This window comes from Bradyrhizobium sp. NBAIM18 (assembly GCF_020193825.1).
GTDB lineage: Bacteria > Pseudomonadota > Alphaproteobacteria > Rhizobiales > Xanthobacteraceae > Bradyrhizobium > Bradyrhizobium yuanmingense.
On record NZ_JADYVO010000005.1, the window covers coordinates 41,886 to 68,067 of the forward strand.

General features: G+C 66.0%; 26 protein-coding genes. 18 read left to right on the forward strand and 8 right to left on the reverse strand.

Going from position 1 to position 26,182, the window contains the following annotated elements:
• Window positions 1-21: 21 nt before the first annotated feature.
• The 4 genes from I6F17_RS13230 (at window position 22) to I6F17_RS13245 (ending at window position 3,500) form a co-directional block, all read left to right on the forward strand.
• Window positions 22-1,278, forward strand: a complete 1,257-nt coding sequence (locus I6F17_RS13230) for a GTP cyclohydrolase II (RefSeq protein ID WP_225129202.1) — start codon at window positions 22-24, stop codon at window positions 1,276-1,278.
• A 5-nt stretch (window positions 1,279-1,283) separates the two neighbouring features.
• Window positions 1,284-2,522: a URC4/urg3 family protein gene (locus I6F17_RS13235; protein WP_225129199.1), complete on the forward strand. Its 1,239-nt coding sequence runs from the start codon at window positions 1,284-1,286 to the stop codon at window positions 2,520-2,522.
• Between the two features lie 68 nt (window positions 2,523-2,590).
• Complete coding sequence (gene upp, locus I6F17_RS13240; RefSeq protein WP_036036127.1) at window positions 2,591-3,220, forward strand: uracil phosphoribosyltransferase; 630 nt, start codon at window positions 2,591-2,593, stop codon at window positions 3,218-3,220.
• A 67-nt stretch (window positions 3,221-3,287) separates the two neighbouring features.
• Entirely contained in the window at window positions 3,288-3,500 is a 213-nt protein-coding gene (locus I6F17_RS13245; protein ID WP_036009716.1) for a hypothetical protein, read from the forward strand.
• Between the two features lie 18 nt (window positions 3,501-3,518).
• On the opposite strand, the gene I6F17_RS13250 is transcribed toward I6F17_RS13245, so the two are convergent.
• The gene (locus I6F17_RS13250; protein WP_036036124.1) at window positions 3,519-4,628 is read right to left on the reverse strand and encodes a M48 family metallopeptidase; all 1,110 of its coding nucleotides are present in this window, start codon (window positions 4,626-4,628) and stop codon (window positions 3,519-3,521) included.
• 3 nt (window positions 4,629-4,631) lie between these two features.
• Window positions 4,632-5,777 (reverse strand): DUF898 family protein, encoded by a 1,146-nt coding sequence (locus tag I6F17_RS13255; protein WP_193375050.1) that lies wholly within the window; start codon window positions 5,775-5,777, stop codon window positions 4,632-4,634.
• Window positions 5,778-6,086: 309 nt separating this feature from the next.
• Here I6F17_RS13255 and I6F17_RS13260 point away from each other — a divergent pair, with 309 nt between their 5' ends.
• Both I6F17_RS13260 and I6F17_RS13265 read left to right on the forward strand, forming a co-directional pair.
• Window positions 6,087-7,352, forward strand: coding sequence for a cytochrome P450 (locus I6F17_RS13260; RefSeq protein ID WP_036009721.1), 1,266 nt, complete (start codon window positions 6,087-6,089; stop codon window positions 7,350-7,352).
• A gap of 24 nt (window positions 7,353-7,376) precedes the next feature.
• Window positions 7,377-8,651 carry a cytochrome P450 gene (locus I6F17_RS13265; RefSeq protein ID WP_225129197.1) on the forward strand — a complete coding sequence of 425 codons (1,275 nt, stop codon included), beginning with the start codon at window positions 7,377-7,379 and terminating at the stop codon, window positions 8,649-8,651.
• A gap of 242 nt (window positions 8,652-8,893) precedes the next feature.
• On the opposite strand, the gene I6F17_RS13270 is transcribed toward I6F17_RS13265, so the two are convergent.
• The gene (locus tag I6F17_RS13270) at window positions 8,894-9,814 is read right to left on the reverse strand and encodes a LysR substrate-binding domain-containing protein (protein ID WP_225129195.1); all 921 of its coding nucleotides are present in this window, start codon (window positions 9,812-9,814) and stop codon (window positions 8,894-8,896) included.
• A gap of 125 nt (window positions 9,815-9,939) precedes the next feature.
• On the opposite strand from I6F17_RS13270, the gene I6F17_RS13275 reads away from it, so the two are divergent.
• The 4 genes from I6F17_RS13275 to mdlC all read left to right on the forward strand — a co-directional run bounded on the left by I6F17_RS13275 (window position 9,940) and on the right by mdlC (window position 14,858).
• On the forward strand, window positions 9,940-11,109 hold the full coding sequence (locus tag I6F17_RS13275; protein ID WP_036028627.1) for an acyl-CoA dehydrogenase family protein: 1,170 nt from the start codon (window positions 9,940-9,942) through the stop codon (window positions 11,107-11,109).
• A gap of 10 nt (window positions 11,110-11,119) precedes the next feature.
• Window positions 11,120-12,220 carry a CaiB/BaiF CoA-transferase family protein gene (locus I6F17_RS13280; protein WP_225129193.1) on the forward strand — a complete coding sequence of 367 codons (1,101 nt, stop codon included), beginning with the start codon at window positions 11,120-11,122 and terminating at the stop codon, window positions 12,218-12,220.
• A gap of 15 nt (window positions 12,221-12,235) precedes the next feature.
• Window positions 12,236-13,087: a MaoC family dehydratase N-terminal domain-containing protein gene (locus I6F17_RS13285; protein WP_225129190.1), complete on the forward strand. Its 852-nt coding sequence runs from the start codon at window positions 12,236-12,238 to the stop codon at window positions 13,085-13,087.
• Window positions 13,088-13,235: 148 nt separating this feature from the next.
• Window positions 13,236-14,858, forward strand: coding sequence for a benzoylformate decarboxylase (gene mdlC, locus I6F17_RS13290; protein WP_225129188.1), 1,623 nt, complete (start codon window positions 13,236-13,238; stop codon window positions 14,856-14,858).
• A 96-nt stretch (window positions 14,859-14,954) separates the two neighbouring features.
• Here the strand turns inward: mdlC and I6F17_RS13295 are convergent, their stop codons facing one another.
• Window positions 14,955-15,731: a glucose 1-dehydrogenase gene (locus tag I6F17_RS13295; protein WP_225129186.1), complete on the reverse strand. Its 777-nt coding sequence runs from the start codon at window positions 15,729-15,731 to the stop codon at window positions 14,955-14,957.
• 74 nt (window positions 15,732-15,805) lie between these two features.
• On the opposite strand from I6F17_RS13295, the gene I6F17_RS13300 reads away from it, so the two are divergent.
• Window positions 15,806-16,261 carry a MarR family winged helix-turn-helix transcriptional regulator gene (locus tag I6F17_RS13300; protein ID WP_225129184.1) on the forward strand — a complete coding sequence of 152 codons (456 nt, stop codon included), beginning with the start codon at window positions 15,806-15,808 and terminating at the stop codon, window positions 16,259-16,261.
• Between the two features lie 141 nt (window positions 16,262-16,402).
• On the opposite strand, the gene I6F17_RS13305 is transcribed toward I6F17_RS13300, so the two are convergent.
• Together I6F17_RS13305 and I6F17_RS13310 are read right to left on the reverse strand one after the other, a co-directional pair.
• Window positions 16,403-17,197 (reverse strand): SDR family oxidoreductase, encoded by a 795-nt coding sequence (locus tag I6F17_RS13305; protein ID WP_036036098.1) that lies wholly within the window; start codon window positions 17,195-17,197, stop codon window positions 16,403-16,405.
• Between the two features lie 41 nt (window positions 17,198-17,238).
• Window positions 17,239-17,934, reverse strand: coding sequence for a hemolysin III family protein (locus tag I6F17_RS13310; RefSeq protein ID WP_225129182.1), 696 nt, complete (start codon window positions 17,932-17,934; stop codon window positions 17,239-17,241).
• A gap of 185 nt (window positions 17,935-18,119) precedes the next feature.
• Between I6F17_RS13310 and I6F17_RS13315 the strand changes: the two genes are divergently transcribed.
• Complete coding sequence (locus I6F17_RS13315) at window positions 18,120-19,589, forward strand: YcjX family protein (RefSeq protein WP_225129180.1); 1,470 nt, start codon at window positions 18,120-18,122, stop codon at window positions 19,587-19,589.
• Window positions 19,586-20,614, forward strand: a complete 1,029-nt coding sequence (locus tag I6F17_RS13320; RefSeq protein ID WP_225129177.1) for a TIGR01620 family protein — start codon at window positions 19,586-19,588, stop codon at window positions 20,612-20,614. The genes I6F17_RS13315 and I6F17_RS13320 overlap by 4 nt, the downstream gene beginning before the upstream one ends.
• A gap of 19 nt (window positions 20,615-20,633) precedes the next feature.
• Here the strand turns inward: I6F17_RS13320 and I6F17_RS13325 are convergent, their stop codons facing one another.
• Together I6F17_RS13325 and I6F17_RS13330 are read right to left on the reverse strand one after the other, a co-directional pair.
• Window positions 20,634-21,449: a DUF2927 domain-containing protein gene (locus I6F17_RS13325; protein WP_036036088.1), complete on the reverse strand. Its 816-nt coding sequence runs from the start codon at window positions 21,447-21,449 to the stop codon at window positions 20,634-20,636.
• Between the two features lie 71 nt (window positions 21,450-21,520).
• A complete protein-coding gene (locus tag I6F17_RS13330; protein WP_036009766.1) occupies window positions 21,521-22,099 on the reverse strand; it encodes a L,D-transpeptidase in 579 nt (192 codons plus the stop codon).
• Window positions 22,100-22,358: 259 nt separating this feature from the next.
• Between I6F17_RS13330 and I6F17_RS13335 the strand changes: the two genes are divergently transcribed.
• The 5 genes from I6F17_RS13335 (at window position 22,359) to greA (ending at window position 26,170) form a co-directional block, all read left to right on the forward strand.
• Window positions 22,359-23,906 (forward strand): acetolactate synthase large subunit, encoded by a 1,548-nt coding sequence (locus tag I6F17_RS13335; protein WP_036036084.1) that lies wholly within the window; start codon window positions 22,359-22,361, stop codon window positions 23,904-23,906.
• 41 nt (window positions 23,907-23,947) lie between these two features.
• On the forward strand, window positions 23,948-24,466 hold the full coding sequence (locus I6F17_RS13340; RefSeq protein WP_036036082.1) for a hypothetical protein: 519 nt from the start codon (window positions 23,948-23,950) through the stop codon (window positions 24,464-24,466).
• Window positions 24,467-24,641: 175 nt separating this feature from the next.
• Window positions 24,642-24,980, forward strand: coding sequence for a hypothetical protein (locus I6F17_RS13345; RefSeq protein ID WP_036009769.1), 339 nt, complete (start codon window positions 24,642-24,644; stop codon window positions 24,978-24,980).
• A gap of 136 nt (window positions 24,981-25,116) precedes the next feature.
• Entirely contained in the window at window positions 25,117-25,632 is a 516-nt protein-coding gene (locus I6F17_RS13350) for a hypothetical protein (protein WP_225129256.1), read from the forward strand.
• A 55-nt stretch (window positions 25,633-25,687) separates the two neighbouring features.
• Window positions 25,688-26,170 carry a transcription elongation factor GreA gene (gene greA, locus I6F17_RS13355; protein ID WP_036009784.1) on the forward strand — a complete coding sequence of 161 codons (483 nt, stop codon included), beginning with the start codon at window positions 25,688-25,690 and terminating at the stop codon, window positions 26,168-26,170.
• Window positions 26,171-26,182 lie beyond the last annotated feature (12 nt).

The following is a 26,182-nucleotide window of genomic DNA, read 5'->3' on the forward strand; positions in this document are numbered from 1 at the left end:
TGGCTTTTTGGGAGCCTGGACATGAGCCGTGCCAACCGTACCGACCACATCCGCCTGACCTCCCATCCGGAGCCGGGCCGGAAGGCCGCCTTTCCCATCCATTGGGGCGCCGCTGATGCGCGCGCGCGCGGGCCGATCATCGGCACGGTGTCGCGCGCCGGGGATCGCAACGTGATCGGCAGCCATGGCGGGTCCTACGCGATGTACCGCGCGCTCGCGGTCTCCGCCGGCGCGCTCGACCCCATCAGGCGTCCTGACCTCACCAACACCTTTCCGGCCGCGACCATCGGCCCGTTCGAGCAATGGACCGATCCCACAAAAATCGTCGCGCTCGATCCCTGGGGGCATCTGGTCGCCGAGAATTTTCGCCAGCAGATCGCCGAGGGCGCGGACATCCGCCCGAGCATCGCGGTGACGCGCGCGCGGCTCGACCTGCCGGAGATCCGCGAAGCGCTCGCCGCAAGGCGGCTGCGCGCCGACGGCGAGGTCGTGCACGCCAATGGCAGCGTCTCGGTGGTGAAGATCGCGATCGATCCGGTGTGGTATCTGCCGGGCCTTGCGGCGCGCTTCGGCACCGGCGAGACCGAGCTGCGGCGCACGCTGTTCGAGCAGACCGCCGGCATGTTCCCGGAGCTGGTGACGCGCCCGGACATGAAGGTGTTCCTGCCGCCGATCGGCGGCACCACGGTGTATCTGTTCGGCGACGTGACGAAACTGCCGGACCATCGCACCAGGATCACCTGCCGGGTGCATGACGAGTGCAACGGCTCCGACGTGTTCGGCTCCGACATCTGCACCTGCCGGCCCTATCTGATCCACGGCATCGAAGAATCTGCGCGCGGCGCGCAGGAGGGCGGGCTCGGGCTCGTCGTCTACAACCGCAAAGAGGGCCGCGCACTCGGCGAGGTCACCAAATTCCTGGTCTACAATGCGCGCAAGCGGCAGGAGGACGGCGATGCGGCCGCCGCCTATTTCGAGCGCACCGAGTGCGTCGCCGGCGTTCAGGACGCGCGCTTTCAGCAATTGATGCCGGATACGATTCATTGGCTCGGCCTCAAGCGCATCGACCGCTTCCTGTCGATGAGCGACATGAAGTACGACGCGCTGACCTCGCAAGGCATCGACATCGTCGAGCGCGTGCCGATCCCGCTGGAGCTGATTCCGGCCGATGCCCATGTCGAGATCGCCGCGAAGAAGGCCGCCGGCTATTACTCCACCGACATCGCGCCGGAGCAATCGGTGGACGGCGTCGTCGGGCGTTCGCTGGAAAAATACTGATCGCGATGGCGGACACTTTGGAATCGCAGGCGCGCGCGCTGCTCACCGCAAACGCGGTGCGCGCGCGCGCCGGGCAGATGCTCGAGCTCGGCCTTGCCGGCGGGCTCACCCATTTCACCATCGATCTCGACCGCATGGACGGCGTTGCGGAGGCCGTACTCGCGGTCACGCGAAAAGCCTATCCGACGCTCGACATTCCCTTTCATGCGCGCTGGCGGCACTTTGTGCTCGGCGGCGTCGACCGCTGGGCCCGGCTCGCCGATGCTGCGTCCTGGCCGGATCGCGCGGCGCAGGCGCGCGCCGAGTTCGACCTCGCCATCGTCAGCGTGCTGCTGGATGCAGGTGCCGGCGCAGCGTGGCGCTATCGCGACGCCATGACTGGAGCAGATGTAGGGCGATCGGAAGGGCTTGCGATCGCAAGCCTCGACATGTTCGCGAGCGGGCTGTTTTCGCACGATGCGCGTGCCTCGTTCAGGGCCGATGCGGAGGTGCTCGCAAAGCTTCCCCTTGGCTCACTCACCTTCGCCTTTCAGGTGACCGAGGCCAATCCGCTGCTCGGCCTGGAGGGACGGGCCGACCTGCTGCGGCGTCTCGGCAGGCAGGTCTCGGAGCGTGCGGACGTGTTCGGCTTGCACGATACGCCGCGGCCGGGCGGGCTGTTCGATCATATCGCGGCGCATGCAGTCGGCGGCGCCATTGCCGCGCCCGCGATCCTGGCGGCCGTGCTGAACCAGCTTGGACCGATCTGGCCCTCGCGACTCGAACTCGGCGGCATTCCGCTCGGCGATTGCTGGCGGCATCCTGCGATCAAGGCGGACGACGGCACGGCAGGCCTCGTGCCGCTGCACAAGCTGTCGCAATGGCTGAGCTATTCGCTGATCGAGCCGCTGCAGCGCGCCGGCTTTGAGGTGACCGACATCGATGGCCTGACCGGGCTCGCCGAATACCGCAACGGCGGTCTGTTCGTCGATCATGACGTGCTGCGCCTGCGCGATGCCGCCGATGCCGCGCGTGCGCATGAAGTGGATTCGCTGCTCGTCGTGGAGTGGCGCGCGCTGACGGTTGCATTGCTCGACAGGTTGGCGGAGCGCATTCGCTCCAAGCTCGGCCGCACCCCTCGGACCTTGCCGCTTGCGAGCATCCTCGAAGGCGGCACGTGGGCGGCGGGCCGCGCCGTCGCATTTGCACGCCGTCCCGATGGATCGCCGCCGCTCAAGGTGATCAGCGACGGCACGGTTTTTTAGAGAATGGATAGAGATTGTCGGCCAAGCGCTCGCAATGACGTCTCGGTGAATTTCAGGAGCATCTCATCATGGAAGGCGTCACGATCGTCGATCATCCGCTGGTGCAGCACAAGCTGACGCTGGTGCGGGACAAGTCCATCTCGACCAAGTCGTTCCGCGAGCTGATCAAGGAGATCGGCATGCTGCTGTGCTACGAGGTGACGCGCGATCTGCCGCTCACCGACACCGTGATCGAGACGCCGCTGGCGACGATGCACTCGGCCAAGATCGCCGGCAAGAAGCTGGTATTCGTGCCGATGCTGCGCGCCGGCACCACCTTCGTCGACGGCATGATGGATCTGGTGCCGACCGCGCGCGTCGCCCATATCGGGCTCTACCGCGAGCCGCACAGCTTTGCCGCGGTGGAGTATTTCTTCAAATCGCCCTCCGATCTCGGCGAGCGCCTCGCCATCGTGGTGACGCCGGTGGTCGCCACCGCCAACACCGCCGTCGCCGCCATCGACCGGCTGAAGGAGCGCGGCGCCAGGGACATCCGCCTCGCCTGCCTGATCGCTGCTCCCGAAGGGCTCGAGCGGCTGCGCGGATTGCATCCGGACGTGCCGATCTGGACCGCGGCGGTGGATGAAGGGCTCGACGACAACGGGTTCATCCTGCCCGGCCTCGGCGATGCCGGCGACCGCGCCTACGGAACGCGGTAAGCGCTGGGCGCGTTTTAGGAACAGCTTCCGCCGCGCGAGGTTCTCCTGCACCAACAGGGAGAGCACGATGACCTATCAGAATGATGACCCCAGGACTGACCGTGCGCGCCGCAACAGCCCGGTCGGCTGGGCGGTCGGCGCGATCTTCGTGATCGCCGTGGTCGCGGCCGTCTTCTTCTACAATGGTCGCGAGTTCGGTCCCCAGACCACGACCTCGAACCCGAACACGGCGCCGAACGTCACCACCGGATCGAATCCACCGGCTGCGCCGGCGAAGTGATGCGCCAGGAGCGGGCCGTCACACCTTCCCGCTGCCGCAAATGCCCTTCAGTGCCTGCCACTCCTTGTCGGTCAGCAGCGGCGGGCCGCTGGCGGGCCGGTCCTCCTTCGTCATGCGCGCGAGGCGGTCCTCGGTCAGCGGATGGCTGGCGAGGATATTCGTCAGGCCGGAGCCGCCCTCTTTGCCGGTGATGCGGAACATCAGCTGGGCCGCGGGCTTCGGCGACCGGCCGAGCGCATGCATGATCTCGATCGCGAAAGTGTCGGCGCCGGTCTCGGCTTCGCGCGAATAGGACGCTTCGACCAGGCTGCGCGAGGCGAAGATCACGGCCGAGGAGCCGGTGATGTCGCCGAACAAGAGGCCGATCAGGAACGAGGTGCCGCCATTGTAGATCAGGCCGCGCATGTTGTCGTAATGCTTGAGATGGCCGAGCTCGTGGGCGAGGATGCCGGCGAGCTCGTCGGGACTCTCGGCCTTGTCGAGCAGGCCCTTCAGCACGAACACCTTGCCGCCGGGCAGCGCGAAGGCATTCGGTATCGAGCTCGGCAGCACGCCGGCCGTCATTGTGTCGTCGAGGCCGGCCGCATCGCGCAGGCGGTTGACGAGCTTCGTGAACGCGGCCTTGCCCGCGGGGTCTTCGCACACGCCGCGGCCGAAGATGGTCTTCATCTGCACTTCGGCGGCATCGCCGATGCGCCGTTCCACGGGCTTCGGCACCAGCGGCGCGAGTCGGTCGGCGGCGAGCGGAACGCCGAACAGGACGACGCAGACGATGGAGACGGTGGCGGCAACCGACCAGCCCACGATTTTCGCGACGCCGCTGCGCGTCGTCCGGTGCTCGTCGAGACGCGTGCAGCGCGCGGCTACGTCCGCGGCGAGCACGGCATCGCGGATCTCCAGCCGGGCCAGAGGCGGTGCAGACGTCGCAGCCAGGCGCAGGATTCCGGGGGGACTGTCGGCGCGGCGAAGGTCGGCATAGGCCCAGCGAACAGGCGTTGCGCCGTCCTCGGCGATCTCGAGCGCATCACTGAGCGTCAGCGTCACCTGCCGTCTGCGGCTCGACACGCCGTCGAAGAAGATGGTCGGCCTCTCCGACTGCGCCGGGGTCTCGGCAAACACGTCACTCACAGCTCAGAATCCCGCGACATCGAGTCCGTCGGCAAAGCCTTCGCCGAGCGCGCCGGCAAGCTGACCGCTGCCGCGCACGTCCGCCGCGGCCCAGATGTTGTGCACCTCGACGGTCTCCAGCACCTTGGCCCAGAGATCGCGCTGAAGATAGACCCGCATGACGATGTTGATGGCAAGAGCGAGCGCGAAATAGCCGATCACCATCATCACCACCATCGGGATGCTCTTCGTCGCATTGTCGCCGGCGAAGATCTCTTCGGCGGAAACGCCGGTGAGCGAGACGACCAGGAAGGCGCTGCCGCCCATATAGGCTGCGAACGCGACCGTGAGCAGCATCCACCAGCCGATCACTTTCCAGTACAGGCCGTAGAAAGCATCATGAGGCAATTCCGAGGACAAGCTGACGCCACCGATACGGATACCGTCGAGCCACCAGCGCCATTCGCGCGCCTTGAACTCGGCGTAGAAGAACGGTGCGAGCGGGAAGATGAGGAGCGCGATCGGGCTGAGCAGCCAGAGCCACCAGCCGCGCTTGAAGAAGGTCCAGCCGTCGGCGTCGAAATCGCCGCGGAGATCGCCGTAATGGGTGTGCCGCATCTTGTAGCGTTCGAGCGCCGCCGCGCGCCAGGGCAGCGCGAGACCGAGCGTCAGGAGCACCAGCAAGCCCCACAGCATGGCGCGAAACGCGTAAGCCCAGCCCGAGCCGTCCATCCAGAAACGGACGCCGCGCCAGACCGTGCGCGTCAGCCGGTAGCGCCGCGCGCGAAAAATCGCGAACTGGCCGAAGGCGTAGAAGGCGATGAACAGCGGCGTCGAGGCAAAGGCCTGCCAGCGCTCGAACTCGATGCCAATGAGAAAATAGGCGAGATAGATCGGCACCAGGATCGCGAGCGCGAACAGGAAGCCGACCAGGAGCTCCTTGGCCCGTCCGGTGTATTCGGCCGCATCGCCATCGATCGCGGTGTGCGTCCACAGATGACGGCGGATGTCGGTGACGAGCCAGAACCGGTAGAAGCCGAAGGTCACGAGCTCGAGCATGGCACCCTTGGTGACCATTTTGCGGAACTCGGAGCGGCTGCCGGAGAAATCGACCCGCGTCGCCGGCAGCGGCGGGGGCAAGGGTTCGGACCCGATCGGGGTCCATTGCATGTCGTTCACGGCGGCAACCTCGGGATGCGGATCTGTTCCGGCCAAACTATAGATCAGAGGTTAGTCGATCCCCAAGATGAGCGGGTTCGATTTAGCTCGATTCCAGCGGGTTTCTCGCACGATTCTCTGTCGTTCGACGTGCGGGAGGTCACGTTCTCGTGGCGCCGTGACGATCGTGCAACGTGCTCGTGAAGGCTGGATGAGGCAAAACTCTCCCTTGCCCCGGCGCAGACAACCGGCTGTAATTGCAAATCAAATACCGCAGCGCAGAATTCAACGACGCGCGGTTCATATCCAGGGAGAACGGTCATGCATGGGACCATCGAAAGCGCGGCCAAGCTCGACGCCTTGCGCGAGCGCGCCATGTCGCTGCCGCTGGAGCAGTTCGATCCCGGCGACCCCGAATTGTTCAGGACCGATACGTTCTGGCCCTATTTCGACCGGCTGCGCCGCGAGGATCCCGTGCATTACTGCAAGGACTCGATGTTCGGGCCGTATTGGTCGGTGACGCGCTACAACGACATCATGGAGATCGAGACCAACCATGCGGTGTTCTCCTCGGCCTCCGCGCTCGGCGGCATCACCATCCGCGACATCGATCCGGATCTGCGCCGTGAGAGTTTCATCTCGATGGACCCGCCGCGCCATGCCGCCCAGCGCAAGACCGTGGCGCCGATGTTCACGCCGACGCACCTGGACAATCTCGCCATCAATATCCGCAAGCGCTCGGCCGAGTGTCTGGACAATCTTCCCCGCGGCGAGGTGTTCGACTGGGTCGATCGCGTCTCGATCGAGCTCACGACGCAGATGCTGGCGGTGCTGTTCGACTTCCCCTGGGAGGATCGCCGCAAGCTGACGCGCTGGTCGGACGTCGCCACCACGATTCCCGGCCCGGACGGTCTCGTCGCCACCGAGGACGAGCGGATGGCCGAACTCGCCGAATGCGCGGCCTATTTCTCGAGGCTGTGGAAGGAGCGCATCGAACAGCCGCCGAAGAGCGACCTATTGTCGATGATGGCGCATGGCACTGCTACGCGCGACATGGATGCGAAGAACTTCCTCGGCAATCTCATCCTCCTGATCGTCGGCGGCAACGATACCACGCGCAACACCATGTCGGGCTCGCTTCTCGCGCTGAGCCAGCATCCGGAGCAATATCGCAAGCTGCGCGAGAACCCTGACCTGCTCGACAGTTTCGTGCCGGAGGTGATCCGCTGGCAGACGCCGCTCGCGCATATGCGCCGCACCGCGCTCTCCGACTTCGAGTTCCGCGGCAAGCAGATCAAGAAGGGTGACAAGGTCGTGATGTGGTACGTCTCGGGCAACCGCGACGAGGACGTGATCGACAGGCCCTACGAGTTCATCATCGACCGCGCCCGCCCGCGTACGCACCTCTCCTTCGGCTTCGGCATCCATCGCTGCGTCGGCCTGCGGCTCGCAGAGCTCCAGCTCAAGATTATTTGGGAGGAAATTCTCAAGCGGTTCGACCATATTGATGTGGTCGGCGAACCCACCCGGGTCTATTCGAGTTTTGTAAAGGGTATCGAAACGCTGCCGGTGAAGATTGCTGCGTGAGTCGAACGCAACGGAGCCACGATCATGAACATCCAAGCGCCGGTTAAAGTGGACAAGGCCGAACGCATGCGGAAGGCGCGCGAGGAGGCCTATGCGACGCCGTTGTCGCAATTCCACCCTGGCGCGCCCCGGCTGTTCCAGGACGACACGCTGTGGCCCTGGTTCGAGCGGCTGCGCAAGGAAGAGCCGGTGCATTACTGCACCAACGCGCCGATCGAGCCGTACTGGTCGGTGGTGAAGTACAACGACATCATGCATGTCGACACCAATCACGGCATCTTCTCCTCGGACTCCAAGCTCGGCGGCATCTCGATCCGCGACGTGCCGGAAGGCTACGACTATCCGAGCTTCATCGCGATGGACCAGCCCCGGCATTCGGCGCAGCGCAAGACGGTGTCGCCGATGTTCACCCCTCAGCATCTGGACGAGCTGGCAAAGCTGATCCGCCAGCGCTCGCAGACCGTGCTGGACAATCTGCCGCGCAACGAGACGTTCAACTTCGTCGAGCGCGTCTCCATCGAGCTGACCACGCAGATGCTGGCGACCCTGTTCGACTTCCCCTGGGAGGAGCGGCGCAAGTTGACGCGCTGGTCCGACGTTTCCACCGCGCTGCCCAAGAGCGGTATCGTCGCTTCCGCCGAAGAACGCCGCCGCGAGATGGACGAGTGCTACGCCTACATGTCCAAGCTGTGGAACGAGCGTGTCAACTCCGCGCCGCGCAACGACCTGTTGTCGCTGATGGCCCACAACGAGGCCACGCGCCACATGGACCCCGACAACCTCATGGGCAATATCATCCTGCTCATCGTCGGCGGCAACGACACCACGCGCAACACCATGACCGGCTCGGTGCTGGCGCTGAACGAGAACCCGGAGCAATACGACAAGCTGCGCGCCAATCCGGAGCTGATCGATTCCATGGTGCCGGAGGTGATCCGCTGGCAGACGCCGCTGGCGCATATGCGGCGTACTGCGCTCCAGGACACGGAGATCGGCGGCAAGCACATCAGGAAGGGCGACCGGGTCGTGATGTGGTACGTCTCCGGCAATCGCGACGAGGAGATGTTCGACAAGCCGAACGAGTTCATCATCGACCGCCCGCGCCCGCGCACGCATCTCTCCTTCGGCTTCGGCATCCACCGCTGCGTCGGCATGCGCCTCGCCGAGCTTCAGCTCAAGATCGTCTGGGAGGAGATGCTGAAGCGCTTCGACCGCATCGAGGTGGTCGGCGAGCCCAAGCGGATCTATTCGAGCTTCATCAAGGGATATGAGACGCTGCCGGTGCGGATTCCGGGGTAGGCTCTCATTGGCCGTCGTAGGCTCTCTCCTCCGTCATTGCGAGGAGCTCTTGCGACGAAGCAATCCAGACTGCCGCCGCGGAGGGATTCCTGGATTGCTTCGCTACGCTCGCAATGACGGTTGTGGGTGCATCTGTTCGCCACACCCACATTCCCCCCGTAGCCCGGTTATAAAATTCCGGCATGACAGCTCGCACCAGATGCGAAGGCACGACCGCGCGGGGCTGTTCTACCACACGCCATCTAACTCAGCCGGATGTCCCACACGCCTTCCTTGCGGCAGGCGGCGACTTCCTCGCGCAGCAGCGCGGTGATGGCGAGCGAGGCCGTCGAGGCCGGGCGGTCGATTGGAGAGGCAAAAATGAGCTCGCGCGTCATCGGCTTGGATACCGGTGCGGTTTCCAGCCGCCCGTCCGCGACCTCGCCGTGGACCGAGGACGGCGGCAGCAGCGCGAAGCCGAGGCCCTCCTCGACCAGGCTCGTCAGCACGCGGAAGGAGTCCGCTTCCAGCTGGACGTCGAGCTTGATCTTGCGCTGGGCCGCAGCGTGCTCGATCAGCGCGCGGAGGCCGTGGGAATGAGAGGGCAGCACCAGGCGTTGCCGCAGCAGCCAGCCGATGTCGACGCTCTTCTTGCGCGCCAAGCCGCAGCCGCGCGGACCGACCGCGACGATATTGTCGCGCCCCAGGCTCTGCACGTTGAGATGCAGGTCGGCCGAGCGGCCGTACAGGATGGCGAGGTCCATCTCGCCGCGATGCAGCCATTCGACCAGATGGCCGCTATAGCTCTCAACGATGCGCAGCGAGATGCCCGGAAATTTCTCGACACAGCGCCGCGCAAAGCGCGCCGACAGCACGCAGCTGACGGTCGGAACCAGGCCGAGCACGACCTGCCCGGACGGCGGCCCCTTGGCCGACTGGATGTCGTCGCGGATCTGGTCGATCTGCCGCACGATGCCGGAGGTGCGTGCGAGCAGCAGGCGGCCGGCCTCGGTCAGCACCATGCCGCGGCCGTTGCGCGTGAAGAGTTCGGTGCGCAGCTCGTGTTCCAAGAGCTTGATCTGCCGGGAGAGCGCCGGCTGCGCCACGCGCAACGTGTCGGAGGCCTTGGACAGGCTGCCGAGCTCCGCCACGCAACTGAAGGTCCTGAGCTGCCGGAAATCCATGCTTGCCAATCCTGGAAGGCTACTCCATACGCTATAACAAATGAGCATAGGGGGCGGGCATTGTTTTCACAACGCCCATGGGTTGGCCGGCGTTATCTTAACTGCCGCTAAGAATTGGAAACGCCATGAGTCAAGAACACCACGCCGAAGATTACGCCGACATCCGCGAGGCCGTAGCCAAGCTCTGCGCCCAGTTCCCGGGCGAATATTGGCGCAAGCTCGATCGCGAGATGGCCTACCCCAAGGCGTTCGTCGATGCGCTGACCGAGGCCGGCTATCTCTCGGTGCTGATCCCCGAGGAATATGGCGGCGCGGGCCTGAAGCTGTCGGCGGCCGCGGCGATCCTGGAAGAGATCCAGCGCGCGGGCTGCAACGGCGGCGGCTGCCACGCCCAGATGTACACGATGGGCACGGTGCTCAGGCACGGCAATGCCGAGCAGAAGGCAAAATACCTGCCGAAAATCGCGAGCGGCGAGTTGCGCCTGCAGGCCTTCGGCGTCACCGAGCCGACCAGCGGCACCGACACCTCCTCGCTGAAGACGTTCGCGCGCAAGGACGGCAACGACAGCTACATCGTCAACGGCCAGAAGATCTGGACCAGCCGCGCCGAGCATTCCGACCTGATGGTGCTGCTGGCGCGCACCACGCCGAAGGACCAGGTCAAGAAGCGCACCGATGGCTTGTCGGTGTTCATCGTCGACATGCGCGAGGCCAAGAACAACGGTCTCGAGATCCGCCCGATCCGAACCATGATGAACCACGCCACCACCGAAGTGTTCTTCACCGACATGAGAGTGCCGGCGGAGAACCTGATCGGCGAGGAAGGCAAGGGCTTTCGCTATATCCTGTCCGGTATGAATGCCGAGCGCATCCTGATCGCGGCCGAATGCGTCGGCGACGCCAAGTGGTTCATCGCGAAGGCGACGAACTACGCCAAGGAGCGCGCCGTGTTCGGCCGGCCGATCGGCCAGAATCAAGGCATCCAGTTTCCGATCGCCAAGGCCTACGCCTCGATGCGCGCGGCCGAGCTGATGGTGAAGGAAGCCACGCGCAAATACGAGGCCGGGCTCGATTGCGGCGCGGAGGCCAACATGGCCAAGATGCTGGCGGCGGATGCGTCCTGGGAAGCGGCGAACGCCTGCATCCAGACCCATGGCGGCTTCGGCTTTGCCGAGGAATATGACGTCGAGCGCAAGTTCCGCGAGACGCGGCTCTACCAGGTGGCGCCGATCTCGACCAACCTCGTGCTGTCCTTCGTCGCCGAGCACGTGCTCGGCATGCCGCGCTCGTACTGAGGTTGCGGTCATGGGAGCATTGGACGGGATCAGGGTGATTGCGGTCGAGCAGGCGGTGGCGGCGCCGTTCTGCTCGTCGCGCCTGGCGGATGCCGGCGCGGAGGTGATCAAGATCGAGCGGCCCGAAGGCGATTTCGCCCGGGGCTATGACGCAGCGGCCAAGGGCCAGAGCAGCTACTTCGTCTGGCTCAACCGCGGTAAGCAATCGCTCGTGGTCGATCTCACGACGAAGGAAGGCCGCGCCGAGCTGGAGAAGCTGATCGCGAGTGCGGACGTGCTGATCCAGAACCTGAAACCCGGCTCGATGGACAAGCTCGGCTTCTCGCGCGAGCGGCTCCTGAAGGACTATCCCAAGCTGATCTCGTGCACCATCACCGGCTATGGTGACGAAGGTCCCTATGCTCATCGCAAGGCCTATGATCTGCTGATCCAGGCCGAGAGCGGCCTCGCCTCGATCACCGGCAATCCCGACGGCGCCTCGCGCGTCGGCATGTCGATCGTGGACGTCGCGACCGGCGCCACCGCGCATGCCGCAATCCTGGAGGCACTGATCGCGCGCGGGCGCACCGGCAAGGGCGCCGACATCCGCATCTCCATGTTCGACGTGATGGCGGACTGGTGCACCGTGCCGCTGCTCAATGCCGAAGCCGGCAATCCGCCCAAGCGCATGGGCCTGCGGCATCCGTCGATCGCACCGTACGGCGTTTTCACCTCCAAGGATGGCAAGGACATCCTGATCTCGATCCAGAGTGAGCGCGAGTGGAAGACGCTGTGCGCGAAGGTTCTGGATCAGCCGGACCTGCCGGCCGATCCCCGCGTCGCCAACATGGTCGAGCGCGTGCGCAACCGCGACTTCACCGACACGACGGTGGCCGACATCTTCGGCAGGATGACGCGCGACGAGCTGTTGAAGCGGCTCTCGGACGCAGACATCGCATTCGCCGAGGTCAACACCATGGCCGACCTCGCCAACCATCCGCATCTGCGGCGGATCGAGGTCGACACGCCGAACGGCCGCGTCAGCTATCCCGCGCCGGCGCCGATCATCGTCGGCGAGACGCGCAGCTACGGCGCCGTGCCCGCCATCGGCGAGCGTCCCCAGTCCAAGTAAAGAGAGCGAGGCGTCATGACCGAGAAGCTCGACATCGATCATCTCAGGCAATGGATCGGCCGCAGCCAGGAGGCCACCGACATCGTCACCGCGCAGCTCGTGAAGGGCCTGCGCGCGACGCTGTTCCAGGAGGTCGGCGAGCCCAAGGCGGGCGACGCTGCGCCGTTCACGGTGCACTGGTGCCTGGCGCAGCCGGTGTTTCCGATGTCGATGCTCGGTCCCGACGGCCACCCGACCCGCGGAGGCTTCCTGCCGCCGGTGCCGCTGCCGCGCCGGATGTGGGCCGGCGGCGAGATCGAGTTCTTGCAGCCCTTGCGCGTCGGCGATGAATCGACGCGAACCTCGCGCATTGCCGACGTGCAAGTCAAATCGGGCTCGACCGGCACGCTCTGCTTCGTCTCGGTGGAGCACAGCATCTCCTCGCCGAGAGGCACGGCGATCCGCGAGCGGCAGGACATCGTCTATCGCGAGATGACCGGCCGCGCGCCGGCTGGCGGCAAGGCGTCGCCTCCGCCGCCGCGGGCGCAGCATCGCGAAACGCATGTGTCGGATCCCGTGCTGCTGTTCCGCTATTCCGCGCTGACCTTCAACGGCCACCGCATCCATTACGACCGCGACTACGTCACTGAGGTCGAGGGCTATCCGGGCCTGATCTTCCACGGTCCGCTGCAGGCGGCGCTGATCGTCGAGATGGCGGCCAAGCTTCGCGGCGGCAAGGCGCCGAAGAAGTTTTCGTATCGCGGCGTGCAACCGCTGTTCGAAGGCACGGAGTTCTCGGTCAACGCCAACGAGACCGAGGCGGGCATGGAGCTGTGGACCGCGAACGCGGAGGGGCAGCCGACGATGAAGGGCACGGCGGTGTGGTGAGCCTCCGCTGTTTCTTCCCGTCATTGCGAGCGTAGCGAAGCAATCCAGAATCCCTCCGCGGAGATGATCTGGATTGCTTCGTCGCTTCGCTCCTCGCAATGACGGGGTGAGGCTGCTACCCTCAATCAACAACACGGGGACGGAACCAATGGCCAGGAACGGCAAGACCGGCAGCAAGCCCGTCACCGTGAAGCAGGCGACGCTCGATCTCTTGCGCGCCTTCGGCATCGACAGGGTGTTCGGCAATCCTGGTTCGACCGAGCTGCCGTTCCTGAGCGACTGGCCCGACGATATCGACTACGTGCTGGCGCTGCAGGAGGCCAGCGCGGTCGGCATGGCCGATGGCTATGCGCAGGCGACGCGCAATGCCGGCTTCGTCAACCTGCATTCGGCGGCCGGCGTCGGCAACGCGCTCGGCAACATCTACACCGCGCATCGCAACGAGACCCCGCTAGTGATCACCGCAGGCCAACAGGCGCGCTCGATCCTGCCCTTGCAGGCGTTTCTCTATGCCGAGCGCGCCTCCGAGTTTCCGCGGCCTTATGTGAAATACAGCGTCGAGCCGGCAAGGCCGGAGGACGTGCCCGCCGCGATCGCGCGGGCCTATTACACCGCGATGCAGCCGCCGTGCGGGCCGACCTTCGTGTCGATCCCGATCGACGACTGGGCCCATGCCTGCGCGCCGGTCGAGGCGCGGAAAGTGAGCCGCGAGATCGGCCCTGAGCTGGAGCCGATGAAGGCGCTGGTTGCGGCGCTCGCCTCAAGCAAACACCCTGCGCTCGTCGTCGGCCCGGGCGTCGATCGCGCCGGCGCGGTGGATCTGATGGTGCGCGTCGCCGAGAAGACCAAGGCGAGCGTCTGGGTCAGCCCGTTCTCGGCACGCTGCTCGTTCCCCGAGCGGCATCCGCAATTCGCAGGCTTCCTGCATGCCTCGCCGGCGCAGCTGTCCGATGCGCTGCGCGAGCACGATGTCGTCGTCGTCATCGGCGCGCCGGTGTTCACCTTCCATGTCGAGGGCCATGCCGCGATCTTCGACGGCGGAGCGACCATCTTCCAGATCACCGATGATGCGGATGCCGCCGCGGTGACGCCATCAGGCACCAGCATCATCGCGACGATGAAGCCGGCGCTGAGCCTGCTGCTCGACCTGCTGCCGGAGAGCAAGCGCGCCGCGCCGAAGGGCCGCACGCTGCCGCCGGCGCCGCAGCCCGCCGATCCGCTGCCGGTCGAATTCCTGCTGCATTCGCTGTCGCGGGCGATGCCGGATGACGCATCACTTGTCGAGGAAGTGCCCTCGCACCGGCCGGCGATGCAAAAATTCCTGCCGATGCGCGGCCAAGACAGTTTCTACACCATGTCGAGCGGCGGCCTCGGCTATTCTCTACCCGCCGCCGTCGGTATGGCGCTCGGCAAGCCGAAGCAGCGCACGGTATGCCTGATCGGCGACGGCTCGGCGATGTATTCGATCCAGGCGCTCTGGACCGCCGTGCAGCGCAAGCTCCCGCTCACCGTCGTGGTCATCAACAATTCCGGCTACGGCGCGATGCGCTCGTTCAGCCAGGTGATGCAGGTGAGGAACGTGCCGGGGCTGGAGCTGCCGGGGATCGATTTCGTCCGGCTTGCCGAGGGCATGGGCTGTCATGCGGTGCGGGTGACGAAGGCTGCGGAGCTGGGCGAAGCGCTCAAGCGCGGCATGGCGTATGCGGGCACGAGCCTCGTTGAGGTCGTCGTGGATTCCGCAGTGCCGGTGCTGTACGGGCAGAAGCACTGACCGTGTCGTAGTCCGGATGGAGTGCAGCGTAATCCGGGAATCCTGCCACAAGCGAGTCGGCCCTGGATTGCGCTGCGCTCCATCCAGGCTACGACATCACGACGCCAAAAATCCCCCGTCCGCCGCCAGCACATGCCCGACGACATAGGACGAGGCGTCCGCTGACAGCCACACCACGGCCTCGGCGACCTCCTCCGGGCTGCCCATCCGCCGCAGCGGCAATCCCGCACTCACCGTTGCCACATCGCCGACGCCGGCGCGCAGCATCATGTCGGTGACGACGCGGCCAGGCGCGATGGCATTGATGCGAACGCCGCGCGGTGCGTTCTCCATCGCCGCCGAGCGCGTCAGCGAGATCGCGGCAGCCTTCGAGGCCGAGTAGAGCGAAAAGCCGGGATTGGGATTGCGCACCCCGCTGACGGACGTGTTGACGACGATGCTGCCGCGCCCCTGCGCCAGCATCGCCGGTAATTGATGGCGCAGGCAGAGGAACAGCGCGCGGACATTGGTGTCGAACACGCTGTCGTAGATCTCCGTGGCCTGTTCCTCCAGCGGCGCGCGGCGCTCCTGGAAGCCGGCATTGTTGAAGGCAACGTCGAGCCGGCCACAGCGCGCGACGGCTGTTCCGACGAGGCGCGCGACCTCGTCCTCCTTCGTGATGTCGGTCTTGAGCGCGATCGCCTCCGTGCCGAGCTCGCGGCACGCGGCGGCGGTGGCCTCGATCTCGGCCTCGCGCCGGCCGGCGACGACGACCGCTTCCGCTCCTTCGGCAGCCATCCGAAGCGCCGTCGCGCGCCCGATGCCGCTGCCGCCGCCCGTGACCAGGCAGACCTTGCCGTTCATCCGCTGACCTGCCGGCAAGGCTTCGCTCATGATCCACTCCAAACGCTTGCGCGCGCCGTTGCGCTCATATAGTTGTATGGTACAACTATATGAGCGGAGTCAAGATGGCCGAGCTTTCGCTGATCGACGACATCCGCGCCGCCTCGCGCCTGATGGTGCGCGAGCTCGGCTTCATGGAAGCCACGGTGGCGGCCTCGGGCTATCCGCCCTCGGCAGTCCACACCATCCTGGAGATCGGCATCCGCGGCCCGATGAATTCGGGCGAGCTCGGGGATTTCCTGCGGCTGGAGAAATCCAGCGTCAGCCGCCTGGTGCGCAAGCTGGTCGATTGCGGCGAGCTCAGGGAGACACCGGACGAGGCGGATGCGCGCAGCAAGCTGCTGTCGCTGACGGCGAAGGGCCGGCGCACGCTGGAGGCCCTCCACGCGTTCGGCCGGCAGCAGGTACGCGGCGCGTTGGCGGCGCTGACGGAAGCGGATCAGCGCACGGTGCGCGAGGGCATGATGCTCTACGCGCAGGCGCTGCGCGCGAGCCGGGTGGGGGAGGAGACGGTGGCGTAACCACACTCTCGGTGTCATCGCCTGGCTTGACCGGGCGATCCAGTACTCCGAGACGTCAGTGGTTCAATCGACAGGCCGCGGCGTACTGGATGCCCCGCTTTCGCGGGGCATGACAGTGTCTAGCGTGGGAGCACCTGACGGTCACTTCCCGAACTCCTCCCGCATCTTCGCCTGGATCTTGGCCATGCCGCCGATCCAGCGGTCGTAATTCTCGGTCTTCTTGCGCATGTAGCCGAGCACTTGCGGGTGCGGCAGGATCAGGAACGTCTCCTGCTCGAGGCCGGCGAGCACGTCTTTCGCCACTTGCTCGGGCGTCAGGTCGCCGTCGCCGGATTGCGGGCCCTTGGGAATCGAGCGCAGCATGTTGGTGTCGACACCCTGCGGACACAGGATCGAGACCTTGATGTTGTGGGCCTTGTGCGAGATCGCGAGATTCTCGGCAAAACCGACCGCAGCGTGCTTCGTCGTTGAATAGGCCGGGCTGCCGACCTGCGACAACAGGCCGGCGGCCGAGATGGTGTTGAGGAAATAGCCGCCGCCGCGCGCCTTCATGCGGGGGACGAGATGCCGCGCCGCATAGACATGCGCCATGACGTGGATCGCCCAGCTGCGCTGCCACGGCTCGTCGGAAGCGCCGCCGGCATTCTCCGACATCGGGTCGAAGCCGCCACCGATGCCGGCATTGGAGCAGAACAGCGCGATCGGGCCGAACTGCCGCTCGGTCTCCTCGATGACGTGGACGATGTCCTTTTCCTGCGCGACGTCGCATTTGAACGCGGCGCCATCGACCATGGCGGCGACCGCTCGCGCATTGGCGGCGTCCATGTCCGCCACCACGACCTTGGCCGCGCCCGCATTGTGAAAGGCCTCGCACAGCGCCTTGCCGATGCCGTTTGCGCCGCCCGTGACGACCACGACCTTGCCGGTCACCTGCATGCGACGTCTCCTCTCGTCTTATACCGCTTCGCGGAAACTTCTCAGCTCAACACGAGGTCGAGCACCGCGGTATAATGACATGCCGCGCCGGCCAAGACAAAGCCGTGCCAGATCGCATTCTGAAAGCGCAGCCGCCGCCAGGCGTGGAAGATCACGCCGAAGCTGTAGAGCAGGCCGCCGGCAAGAATGAAGCCCAGCACCAGCGTGGGCAACGCCCTGACCACGGCATCGTAGAGCATCATGCCGCTCCAGCCCATCGCGAGATAGATGCCGACCGAGACGCGGTCGAACCGGCCGGGATAGAGCAGCTTCAGCACGATGCCGAGAATTGCCACGCACCAGACGCCGGCCAGCAGCACCAGAGCGAACACGCTGTCCTTCAGCTCCAGGATGAACGGCGTGTAGGTCGCGGCGATCAAGAGATAGATCGCGGAATGGTCGAAGCGGCGCAGCAGCCATTTGGCCGGCGAGACCGGCCAGAGATTATAGGTCGCCGACAGCACCAGCATCGAGAGCAGGCCGGCGACATAGACGGAGACGCCGACGATGTCGGTGGCGTCGGCATAGACCGCCGTCAGCACCACCAGCACCGTCGCGGCAATGATGCCCGCGAGCAGGCCGATCCCGTGGACGATGCCGTCGGCGATCAGCTCGGCGCGATCGTAGTCCCAGCCGATCGCGTCGGCTGCGGCGTGGACGGAGGTGGAGGCAAGCTGCTTCAGTTGGAAGACGGTCATGGCAATCCGCAAAGGCTCGAGGCAATGCCCTCTAGATGGGTGTTTCAGGACCGGCGGGTCGTTCAAACGGCTGATTTGCCGAGAAAGGCGGTGGAAGTATGAAAGCTTGAATTTCTTCAGGCAATTGCCACTTTTGTGACTAATCCGTTTTGCGTATCCCTCGCCCGAGATCCCCTCACGTTCATATGGCATTCAGTTTCCAGGATATGGTCGAGGAAGCGCGGCTGTCGGCGCGGGCGCTGATCGACTATGGCGAGCACTTCTTCAACCCGACGGTGCGGCTTGGTGTCACCGGTCTGTCGCGCGCCGGTAAGACCGTATTTATCACCGCACTGATCCATGGCTTGACGCGCGGCGGCCGGTTTCCGGTGTTCGAGGCCTATGCCTCGGGCCGGATCGCGCGGGCGCACCTGGCGCCGCAGCCGGACGATGCTGTGCCGCGCTTTGCCTATGAGAACCATCTGCGCGCGCTGATCGAGGAACGGCGCTGGCCGAACTCGACCGTGGACATCAGCGAGCTGAGGCTCGTGATCGACTATCAGCGCCCGAACGGCGCCGACCGCACGCTGACGCTCGACATCGTCGACTATCCCGGCGAATGGCTGCTGGACCTGCCGCTGCTCCACAAGAGCTACGAGCAATGGTCGGCGGAGAGCCTGGCACTGTCGCGCGAGGCGCCGCGCGCGCATCTCGCGGCCGAGTGGCACAGCCATCTCGCGACGCTCAAGCCCGAGGCGCGCGAGGACGAGCAGGCGACGCTGACGGCCGCAAAGCTCTTCACCGATTATCTGCGCGCCTGCCGCGACGAGCGGTTTGCGATGAGCCTGTTGCCGCCCGGTCGCTTCCTGATGCCCGGCAATCTCGCCGATACGCCGGCGCTGACCTTTGCGCCGCTGGACGTGCCTGCTGGCGGGCAGGCGGGCGAGGGATCGCTGTGGGCGATGATGGTGCGGCGTTTCGAAGCCTACAAGGACGTCGTGGTGCGGCCGTTCTTCCGCGATCATTTCGCGCGGCTCGACCGTCAGATCGTGCTGGCCGATGCGCTCGCCGCGTTCAACTCCGGCCCCGAGGCGCTGCACGATCTCGAAGCCGCGCTCGCAGGCATTCTCGACTGCTTCAACATCGGCCGCAGCACGATCTTCTCCAGCCTGTTCCGGCCGCGCATCGACCGCATCCTGTTCGCGGCGACCAAGGCGGATCATCTGCATCATTCCAGTCACGACCGGCTCGAGGCGGTGCTGCGCCGCGCCGTCTCGCGCGCGGTCGCGCGCGCGGAAAACACCGGCGCGGCGATCGACGTCGTCGCGCTCGCCGCCGTGCGCGCCACGCGCGAAGCGCAGGTGGCGCATGGCCGTGACAAGCTGCCGTCGATCCTCGGAACACCCGCCGCAGGCGAAAGCGCCGGCGGCGAGTTCTTCGACGGCAACACCGAGGTTGCGACCTTTCCGGGCGATCTTCCGCTCGATCCCGAACCGCTGTTCAATGGGACGGATGCGTTCCGCGGGCTCGCGTCGGAGGCGGCCGGGAACAGCGATTTCCGCTTCCTGCGCTTCCGCCCGCCGAAGCTCGAACGCGAGGGTGCCGACGAGCCGACGCTGCCACACATCCGCCTCGACCGTGCCTTGCAGTTCCTGATCGGAGACAAGCTGTCATGACCGAGCGATCCAAGCCACGGCGGCCGGCGACGTTCCGGCTCGACGATCCCGGCGTCGTCGTCGCCGAGGCCGACGAGACCGGCCGTCTCGGTCGCGCCACCATCCAGATCACGCCGGAGCCCGACCCGGCGATGCTGCCGGTGCCGGTGCAAGCCGCAGTCCCGGCGCCGCGCGGCTTTCCCTGGGGCACTCTGTTCTGGTCGGGGCTCGCCGGATTGACGCTGCTCGGCACCGGGCTCGGCGTGGTGCATCTGATCGAGGATCTGTTCGCGCGCAACGAGACGCTCGGTTTCGTCGGGCTTGCCTTCGCCGCCGTCACCGCGCTGGCGCTTGCCGTGGTGATCGGACGCGAGGCGTTCGGCCTCGCGCGGCTTGCGACCATCGAGAAGTTGCATCAACGCGCAGCTTCCGTGCTGGCCAGCGACGATCGCAAGGAGAGCCGCGTCATCGTCCAGGACCTGCTCAAGATCGCGCACCAGAATCCGCAGCTGGCGCGCGCCCGCGCGACGCTGGAGAGCCACGCCGGCGAGATCATCGACGGCGCCGACATGATCCGCCTCGCCGAGCGCGAGCTGATGTCGCCGCTGGACGCCGAGGCGCGGCGGCTGGTGTCGTCAGCGGCGCAAAAGGTCTCGATCGTGACGGCGGTGAGCCCGCGCGCCGCCATCGACGTGCTGTTCGTGTTCGTGGCGGCACTGCGCCTGATCCGCCAGCTCGCTTATCTCTATGGCGGCCGTCCCGGAGCGCTCGGCATGATCCGCCTGCTTCGCCACGTCATCGCCCATCTCGCCATCACCGGCGGCATGGCTGCGAGCGACAGCCTGGTGCAGCAGATGCTCGGCCACGGCATCGCGGCGAAGCTGTCGCAGCGCTTGGGTGAAGGCGTGCTGAACGGGCTGCTGACGGCGCGGCTGGGATTGGCCGCGATCGATGTGACGCGGCCGCTGCCGTTCGCGGCCCTGCCGCCGCCGAAGCTGTCGGATCTGGCGACGGATTTGCTGCGGAAGAAGGACGCCGACGAGTAGATCGCTCCCTTGGACCGCCTCACTCCTTCAGATTATTCGCCCGCTTCACCCAGGCGCGCACGTCCTTGAGGACGGCGGGAAGCACGGCCTTGACCTCCGCCACGGTCATGCCCGCCTTGATGCGGGGATCGTACAGCAGGTTGAGGATGTACTGGTCGTAGACGTCGAAATAGCCCATCGAGACGTTGTCGTTGAACATGGTCCAGGGCACGCTCGTGGTGTCGTTGATCGGCCCGAGCGATTGCAGCAGCTCCTCATAGGCGCAATCGAGGAAGGTGAAATCGCCGTTGTCGACGGTGAGGATGACGTCGGAATGCTCGATCTCGAAATTGTCGTTCTTGCGGAAGCCGGACAGGCATTGCGGATCGAGCGAGGAGCGGATCTCGCGCGCCTTTTCGGCGCCGTAGAAGCTCGAGATGGTGCGGAAGAGATCGCGGTCGCGCACCAGCTTCACGCGCACATTCGCCGCCTCGTTGGTGTCGATCATGGCGATGTCGAGATGCTGCACGCGCTTGCCGATGTCAGCCACGACCTTGGCGAGCTGCGTCTTGCGGTCCTCGCGGTCGCTCTCGGCGTAGACGCGTACCGGCCCGTCGAACTTGCGGATGCGGTCGACGCGGCCGGCAAGATGGTATTCGGCGCCGAATGCCGTCTTCAGGAAGCCTTCGATGATCTCGCCGTCGGTGAAGCTCTTCTTCTCGGCGCGCTGGCGCGAGGACACCGCGGGCAGCTCGCCGGCGGCAGCCATGGGTGCGATGTCAGGCGCGCAGGCGAGCGTCGCGAGGGCCAGCAGGGCAAAGCGAAAGCCGGGCGAGGGCGGGACGAATGCGCTCATCGTGCTGTGACGCTGCCGCATTCGCCCCGCGTGCACAAGAGCGCAAATTCACGCGCCGCGCGGGTTCCTCGTCAGTTGTTCAGCACCACCACCGGGGTGCCGATCGAGACGCGGCTATAGAGGTCGGTGACGTCGTCGTTGGTCATGCGGAAGCAGCCCGAGGAGACGGCCTGACCGATCGTCTCCGGCTCGTTGGAGCCGTGGATGCGGTACAGCGTCGAGCCCAGATACATGGCGCGGGCGCCGAGCGGGTTGTCGATGCCGCCCTTCATGTGGCGCGGCAGGTCCGGCCGGCGCGCCAACATCTGCGAGGGCGGCGTCCAGTCCGGCCATTCCCTCTTGGCGGTGATCCTGTGCACCCCGGCCCAGCGGAAGCCGTCGCGGCCGACGCCGATGCCGTAGCGCAGCGCCTGCCCGTTCCCGAGCACCAAATAGAGCCGCCGTTCGGCGGTGTTCACCACGACGGTGCCCGGGGCGTAGCTGCCGTTATACATGACGGTGGTGCGGGGGATCGGGCTCGCGCCGCCGCGGCCGATATAGCTGGTGGAACTGGTGCCCGTGAAGTCTATCATCCCCGTCGCGGACGCGTCGGCGGCGCCAGCCAGCAGCAGCGCCATTGCGGCCATCGGTGCGGCAAAAAACCGGATCATCATCTCCCCCAGAAAAAAATCGATTCAACCGGACCCAGAGGCCATATTTGCGCGCGTTTCGCAAGCCACGGGCCCGTGAGGGTCGCATCGTTAACGACTGGCGTTACCAAATCGCAACTGCGCCAATTTGCTGGAAAGCGTTAGCCAAACCGGCGTCTCACCATGCGGGGCAGGGCCGCAATGCCCGCTATTGCTTTGACGCGCCGCGCGAACAATGATTGACCGAACGGATCACTGGCAGGTTGCGGGAGCAGACAGAATGAACGGTGCGGAAAGCCTGGTGCGGACGATGGTCAAGGGCGGGGTGGACGTCTGCTTCACCAACCCCGGCACCTCCGAGATGCATTTCGTCGCGGCGCTCGACCGAGTCCCCGGCATGCGCTGCGTGCTCGGCCTGTTCGAAGGCGTGGTGACGGGCGCGGCCGACGGCTATTTCCGCATGAAGGGCACGCCGGCCTCGACCCTGCTGCATCTCGGCCCCGGCCTCGCCAACGGCCTTGCCAATCTGCACAATGCCAAGAAGGCCAATTCCGGCATCGTCAACATCGTCGGCCAGCACGCCGTCTACCACATCGGCTACAACGCCCCGCTGACCTCCGACATCGAGGGCCTGGCCCGGCCGATGTCGTCCTGGGTCCGCACCTCGCCGGATGCCAAATCGGTCGCGGCCGACGGCGCCGCCGCGATTGCCGCCGCCAAAAGCGCGCCGCCGCAGATCGCGACCCTGATCCTGCCTGCCGACACCGCCTGGAACGAGGCCGACGGAATCGCCGAGGTTCCGGCCGAGCAGCAGCGCGCCAGCTATTCGCCGCAGGCGGTCGAGCAGGCCGCAAAGATCCTGCATGGCGACGGCGAAGGCACGCTGCTCCTGATGACCGGCAGCGCGCTGAGCGCGCAGGGTCTGGCGCTGGCCGAGCGCATCGCCGGCAAGACCGGCTGCACCGTGATGGGCCCGACCTTCCGTCCGAAGATGGCGCGCGGCCGTGGCCGTTTCTCGATCGACCGCATCCACTACGTCATTGATCAGGCCCTGCCGATGCTGGCGAAATTCCGTCACATCGTGCTGGTCGAGTCCGACGACCCCGTGGCGTTCTTCGCCTATCCGAACAAGCCGAGCATGCTCAAGCCGCAGGGCTGCGAGGTGCATCGCATGACCTCCTGGGGCGAGAATTCGGTCGCCGCGCTCGAGGCGCTCGCCGGCGCCGTGAAAGCCAGCGCCAGGGACGTCAAGCCGCAGGCGCTGGCTGAGCTGGTCAAGCCGACCGGCGCGCTCACCTTCGCCTCGATCGCGCAGGCCATTGCCTGTGCGATCCCCGAGAACGCGATCATGGTCGACGAATCCCTCACCACCGGCCGCGGCTTCTTCCCGCCGACGGCGGCGGCCGCCCCGCACGACTGGCTGCAGAACATGGGCGGCTCGATCGGCTTCTCGACGCCGCTGTCGATCGGTGCCGCGATCGCCTGCCCGGACCGCAAGGTGATCACCATGGTCGGCGACGGCAGCGCGATGTACACGATCCAGTCGCTGTGGACCCAGGCACGCGAGAACCTCGACATCGTCACCATCGTGTTCGCCAACCGCATCTACCAGATCCTGCGCGGCGAGTTCGACAATGTCGGCGCCGGCGAGCCCGGCCAGCGCGCCAACGACATGCTCCGCCTCGACCGACCGACCCTGGACTTCGTGGCGCTGGCCAAAGGCATGGGCGTTCCCGGCCGCGCCGTCACCAATGCCGACGAGTTCAACAAGGCACTGGCGGAGGCCGTCGCCGAGCCCGGCCCGCGCCTGATCGAAGTTCAGATGTAGGGCGGCAGCAGACAGAGCGCCGTGAGCCCGGAGGCGGCACGATGCAGACCGAGCTGAACAAGGTGATCGCGGCTGTCAGGGACTTCTACGCCCACGAGGGTTTCCTGTTCGAGAAGGACGTCGGCGAGCGGGCGGTCACGCACCGTTTCGCCGTGCATCTGGAGAAGCAGTTCTCGGGCTGGTCGGTCGACTGCAATTACGACCGGCTCGGCGAGCGCACGCTGCATCTGCCGCACGGCACCATCATCTCGACCGACGACCATCTCGGTAAGTCGATCTACCCCGATGTCGTCGTGCATCAGCGCGAGATCCCGAACAATCTGCTCGCCGTGGAGGTCCGCAAGGCGAGCAACCACACGCCGCTCGATCACGACCAGCACAAGCTGCGGGCGCTGACCGACGTCCATGTCTGGTTTCCCTATTGGATCGGCCTGCTCCTGGTGCTGGACAGGCAACATGTGACGATGTCGGAGGTCTATGTCAGCGGTGCCGTCGACGAGCCGCTGTCACGCTGGTTCGCCTCGCGACTGGAGGAGACCGGCCGCGCAGCTCGCGCATAGCCGAGCGCGCCATTGCGCACCTCCGCACGCTGCGAGGTCGTGAGGCAGACCATGTCGGGAGTGTGACCCCCACCACAGTTCCGGCGTGCGATCGGGCCTATCGTGGGCGGACTTGCACGCGCCGATGCCGGAGGCCTACGCTGGCTCATTCGGATCAGGTACTTTGGAGGTTCTGATGCAGAAATCATATTTGCTGGCTGCGACGGCAGCGCTGATGCTCATGATGCAATCGCCGCTCGCGCTGGCGCAGGGCGCGCCGGCCACGGGCGGAACCGCTGCGCCTGCCGCGACAAGCACTGCGCCGGCTGCGACGACCACAGCGCCAAGCGCGACCACCGACACGTCCAGCCAGCCCACTGACGGCAAGAAGAGCGCGTCGAAGAAGCCGGCGAAGAAGAAGATGACCCGCCAGCAGGAGATCGATCATTCGGTCGACACCGGCACCGTGCCGGCGCGCTACCGCAGCTCGGTGCCCAAGCGGTACCACCAATACATTCCGTTCGCTAAGCAGTAACGGATCGCACAGTGGCGCGACGTGATCGAACGTGGTGCCGCCGATCATTCGGCGGCGTCCGGCCCTCCATTGCACCACATCGCGGGTGGCGGTCTGCGCGAGCGGTGCTAGAGTAGGCCGAAGCCCGGGGGGAATGATGAGCGACGAGGTGAAGGATGCCGGCCTTGTGGCCATGATCAGCAGCATCCTGGGAGGCAACAAGCGCGCAGACCCTGCTGCACCGCCTCCGCTCGCCGAGGTCCCGCCGATCGTGCCGGCGGATCCTGTGGAGCCGGCCGCGACGTCCAGGTCCGAGTCCAGGTCCGAGTCCACGTCCGAGTCCAGGTCCGATGCGGCCAAAGCCGAGAGCGCGCCCGATGCCGCAGCGGCGGCCGCCGAGCCGGCCGAGCCGCCCGCGCAAATCGCAACCACGCGGGACGGCAAGCGGCTGCTGCCGGCGGAGGCGATCGCCGATCTCGTGCTCGGCGAGCTGCGCAAGCTGGACAACTTCCCGAGTTCCGGCGTCTCGGTCACGGTCTATGGTTACCGGCACTGGAACGCGATGCTCACTTTCGCGCCGTTCTCCACCAGTTTCCAGAACGCAACCCGGTTCCGCCAGGCCGTGCCGGACCTCGTCTTCAAGCTCCGTCGTTTCGTCGAACTTGAGATATAATCTCGGTCGTTGGCGCCATGGCGTCGCAAGCGAAACAGTTCGACAGGATCTTCAATTGAGCGTCGCCTTCACCAAGGAAGAGAGCGCCGAAACCGCGTCCGAGACGCTGTTGCCGGACCGCCCGATCTCGCCGCATCCGAACCTCGTGACGGAAGCAGGCTTCAACGCATTGCAGGCGCAGCTCGCCGAAGCGCGGGCGGCCTATGAAGCCGCGCAAGCCATCGAGGACGTCAACGAGAAGCGACGGCAGTCCGCCGTGCCCCTGCGCGATCTCCGCTATCTCACGGAACGCTTGCGTACGGCGCAGGTGATGCCCGATCCTGTCGCGACCGAAATCGTTGCGTTCGGCAGCACCGTGAGCTTCAGCCGCGCTGACGGCCGCGTCCAGACCTACCGCATCGTCGGCGAGGACGAAGCCGATCCCAAGGCCGGCTCGATCTCGTTCGTCGCGCCCGTCGCGAGGTCGCTGATGGGCAAGGCGGTCGGCGACGTCGTCGGTTCAGGTGCGCAGGAGATCGAGATCCTGTCGATTGCGTAGGGGTGCACAAGC

Coding starts and splice junctions, on each gene's coding strand:
- I6F17_RS13230 (WP_225129202.1), top strand. CDS start 22: ATGAGCCGTGCCAACCGTACCGACCACATCCGCCTGACCTCCCATCCG.
- I6F17_RS13235 (WP_225129199.1), top strand. CDS start 1,284: ATGGCGGACACTTTGGAATCGCAGGCGCGCGCGCTGCTCACCGCAAAC.
- upp (WP_036036127.1), top strand. CDS start 2,591: ATGGAAGGCGTCACGATCGTCGATCATCCGCTGGTGCAGCACAAGCTG.
- I6F17_RS13245 (WP_036009716.1), top strand. CDS start 3,288: ATGACCTATCAGAATGATGACCCCAGGACTGACCGTGCGCGCCGCAAC.
- I6F17_RS13255 (WP_193375050.1), bottom strand. CDS start 5,777: ATGCAATGGACCCCGATCGGGTCCGAACCCTTGCCCCCGCCGCTGCCG.
- I6F17_RS13260 (WP_036009721.1), top strand. CDS start 6,087: ATGCATGGGACCATCGAAAGCGCGGCCAAGCTCGACGCCTTGCGCGAG.
- I6F17_RS13265 (WP_225129197.1), top strand. CDS start 7,377: ATGAACATCCAAGCGCCGGTTAAAGTGGACAAGGCCGAACGCATGCGG.
- I6F17_RS13270 (WP_225129195.1), bottom strand. CDS start 9,814: ATGGATTTCCGGCAGCTCAGGACCTTCAGTTGCGTGGCGGAGCTCGGC.
- I6F17_RS13275 (WP_036028627.1), top strand. CDS start 9,940: ATGAGTCAAGAACACCACGCCGAAGATTACGCCGACATCCGCGAGGCC.
- I6F17_RS13280 (WP_225129193.1), top strand. CDS start 11,120: ATGGGAGCATTGGACGGGATCAGGGTGATTGCGGTCGAGCAGGCGGTG.
- I6F17_RS13285 (WP_225129190.1), top strand. CDS start 12,236: ATGACCGAGAAGCTCGACATCGATCATCTCAGGCAATGGATCGGCCGC.
- mdlC (WP_225129188.1), top strand. CDS start 13,236: ATGGCCAGGAACGGCAAGACCGGCAGCAAGCCCGTCACCGTGAAGCAG.
- I6F17_RS13295 (WP_225129186.1), bottom strand. CDS start 15,731: ATGAGCGAAGCCTTGCCGGCAGGTCAGCGGATGAACGGCAAGGTCTGC.
- I6F17_RS13300 (WP_225129184.1), top strand. CDS start 15,806: ATGGCCGAGCTTTCGCTGATCGACGACATCCGCGCCGCCTCGCGCCTG.
- I6F17_RS13305 (WP_036036098.1), bottom strand. CDS start 17,197: ATGCAGGTGACCGGCAAGGTCGTGGTCGTCACGGGCGGCGCAAACGGC.
- I6F17_RS13310 (WP_225129182.1), bottom strand. CDS start 17,934: ATGACCGTCTTCCAACTGAAGCAGCTTGCCTCCACCTCCGTCCACGCC.
- I6F17_RS13315 (WP_225129180.1), top strand. CDS start 18,120: ATGGCATTCAGTTTCCAGGATATGGTCGAGGAAGCGCGGCTGTCGGCG.
- I6F17_RS13320 (WP_225129177.1), top strand. CDS start 19,586: ATGACCGAGCGATCCAAGCCACGGCGGCCGGCGACGTTCCGGCTCGAC.
- I6F17_RS13325 (WP_036036088.1), bottom strand. CDS start 21,449: ATGAGCGCATTCGTCCCGCCCTCGCCCGGCTTTCGCTTTGCCCTGCTG.
- I6F17_RS13330 (WP_036009766.1), bottom strand. CDS start 22,099: ATGATCCGGTTTTTTGCCGCACCGATGGCCGCAATGGCGCTGCTGCTG.
- I6F17_RS13335 (WP_036036084.1), top strand. CDS start 22,359: ATGAACGGTGCGGAAAGCCTGGTGCGGACGATGGTCAAGGGCGGGGTG.
- I6F17_RS13340 (WP_036036082.1), top strand. CDS start 23,948: ATGCAGACCGAGCTGAACAAGGTGATCGCGGCTGTCAGGGACTTCTAC.
- I6F17_RS13345 (WP_036009769.1), top strand. CDS start 24,642: ATGCAGAAATCATATTTGCTGGCTGCGACGGCAGCGCTGATGCTCATG.
- I6F17_RS13350 (WP_225129256.1), top strand. CDS start 25,117: ATGAGCGACGAGGTGAAGGATGCCGGCCTTGTGGCCATGATCAGCAGC.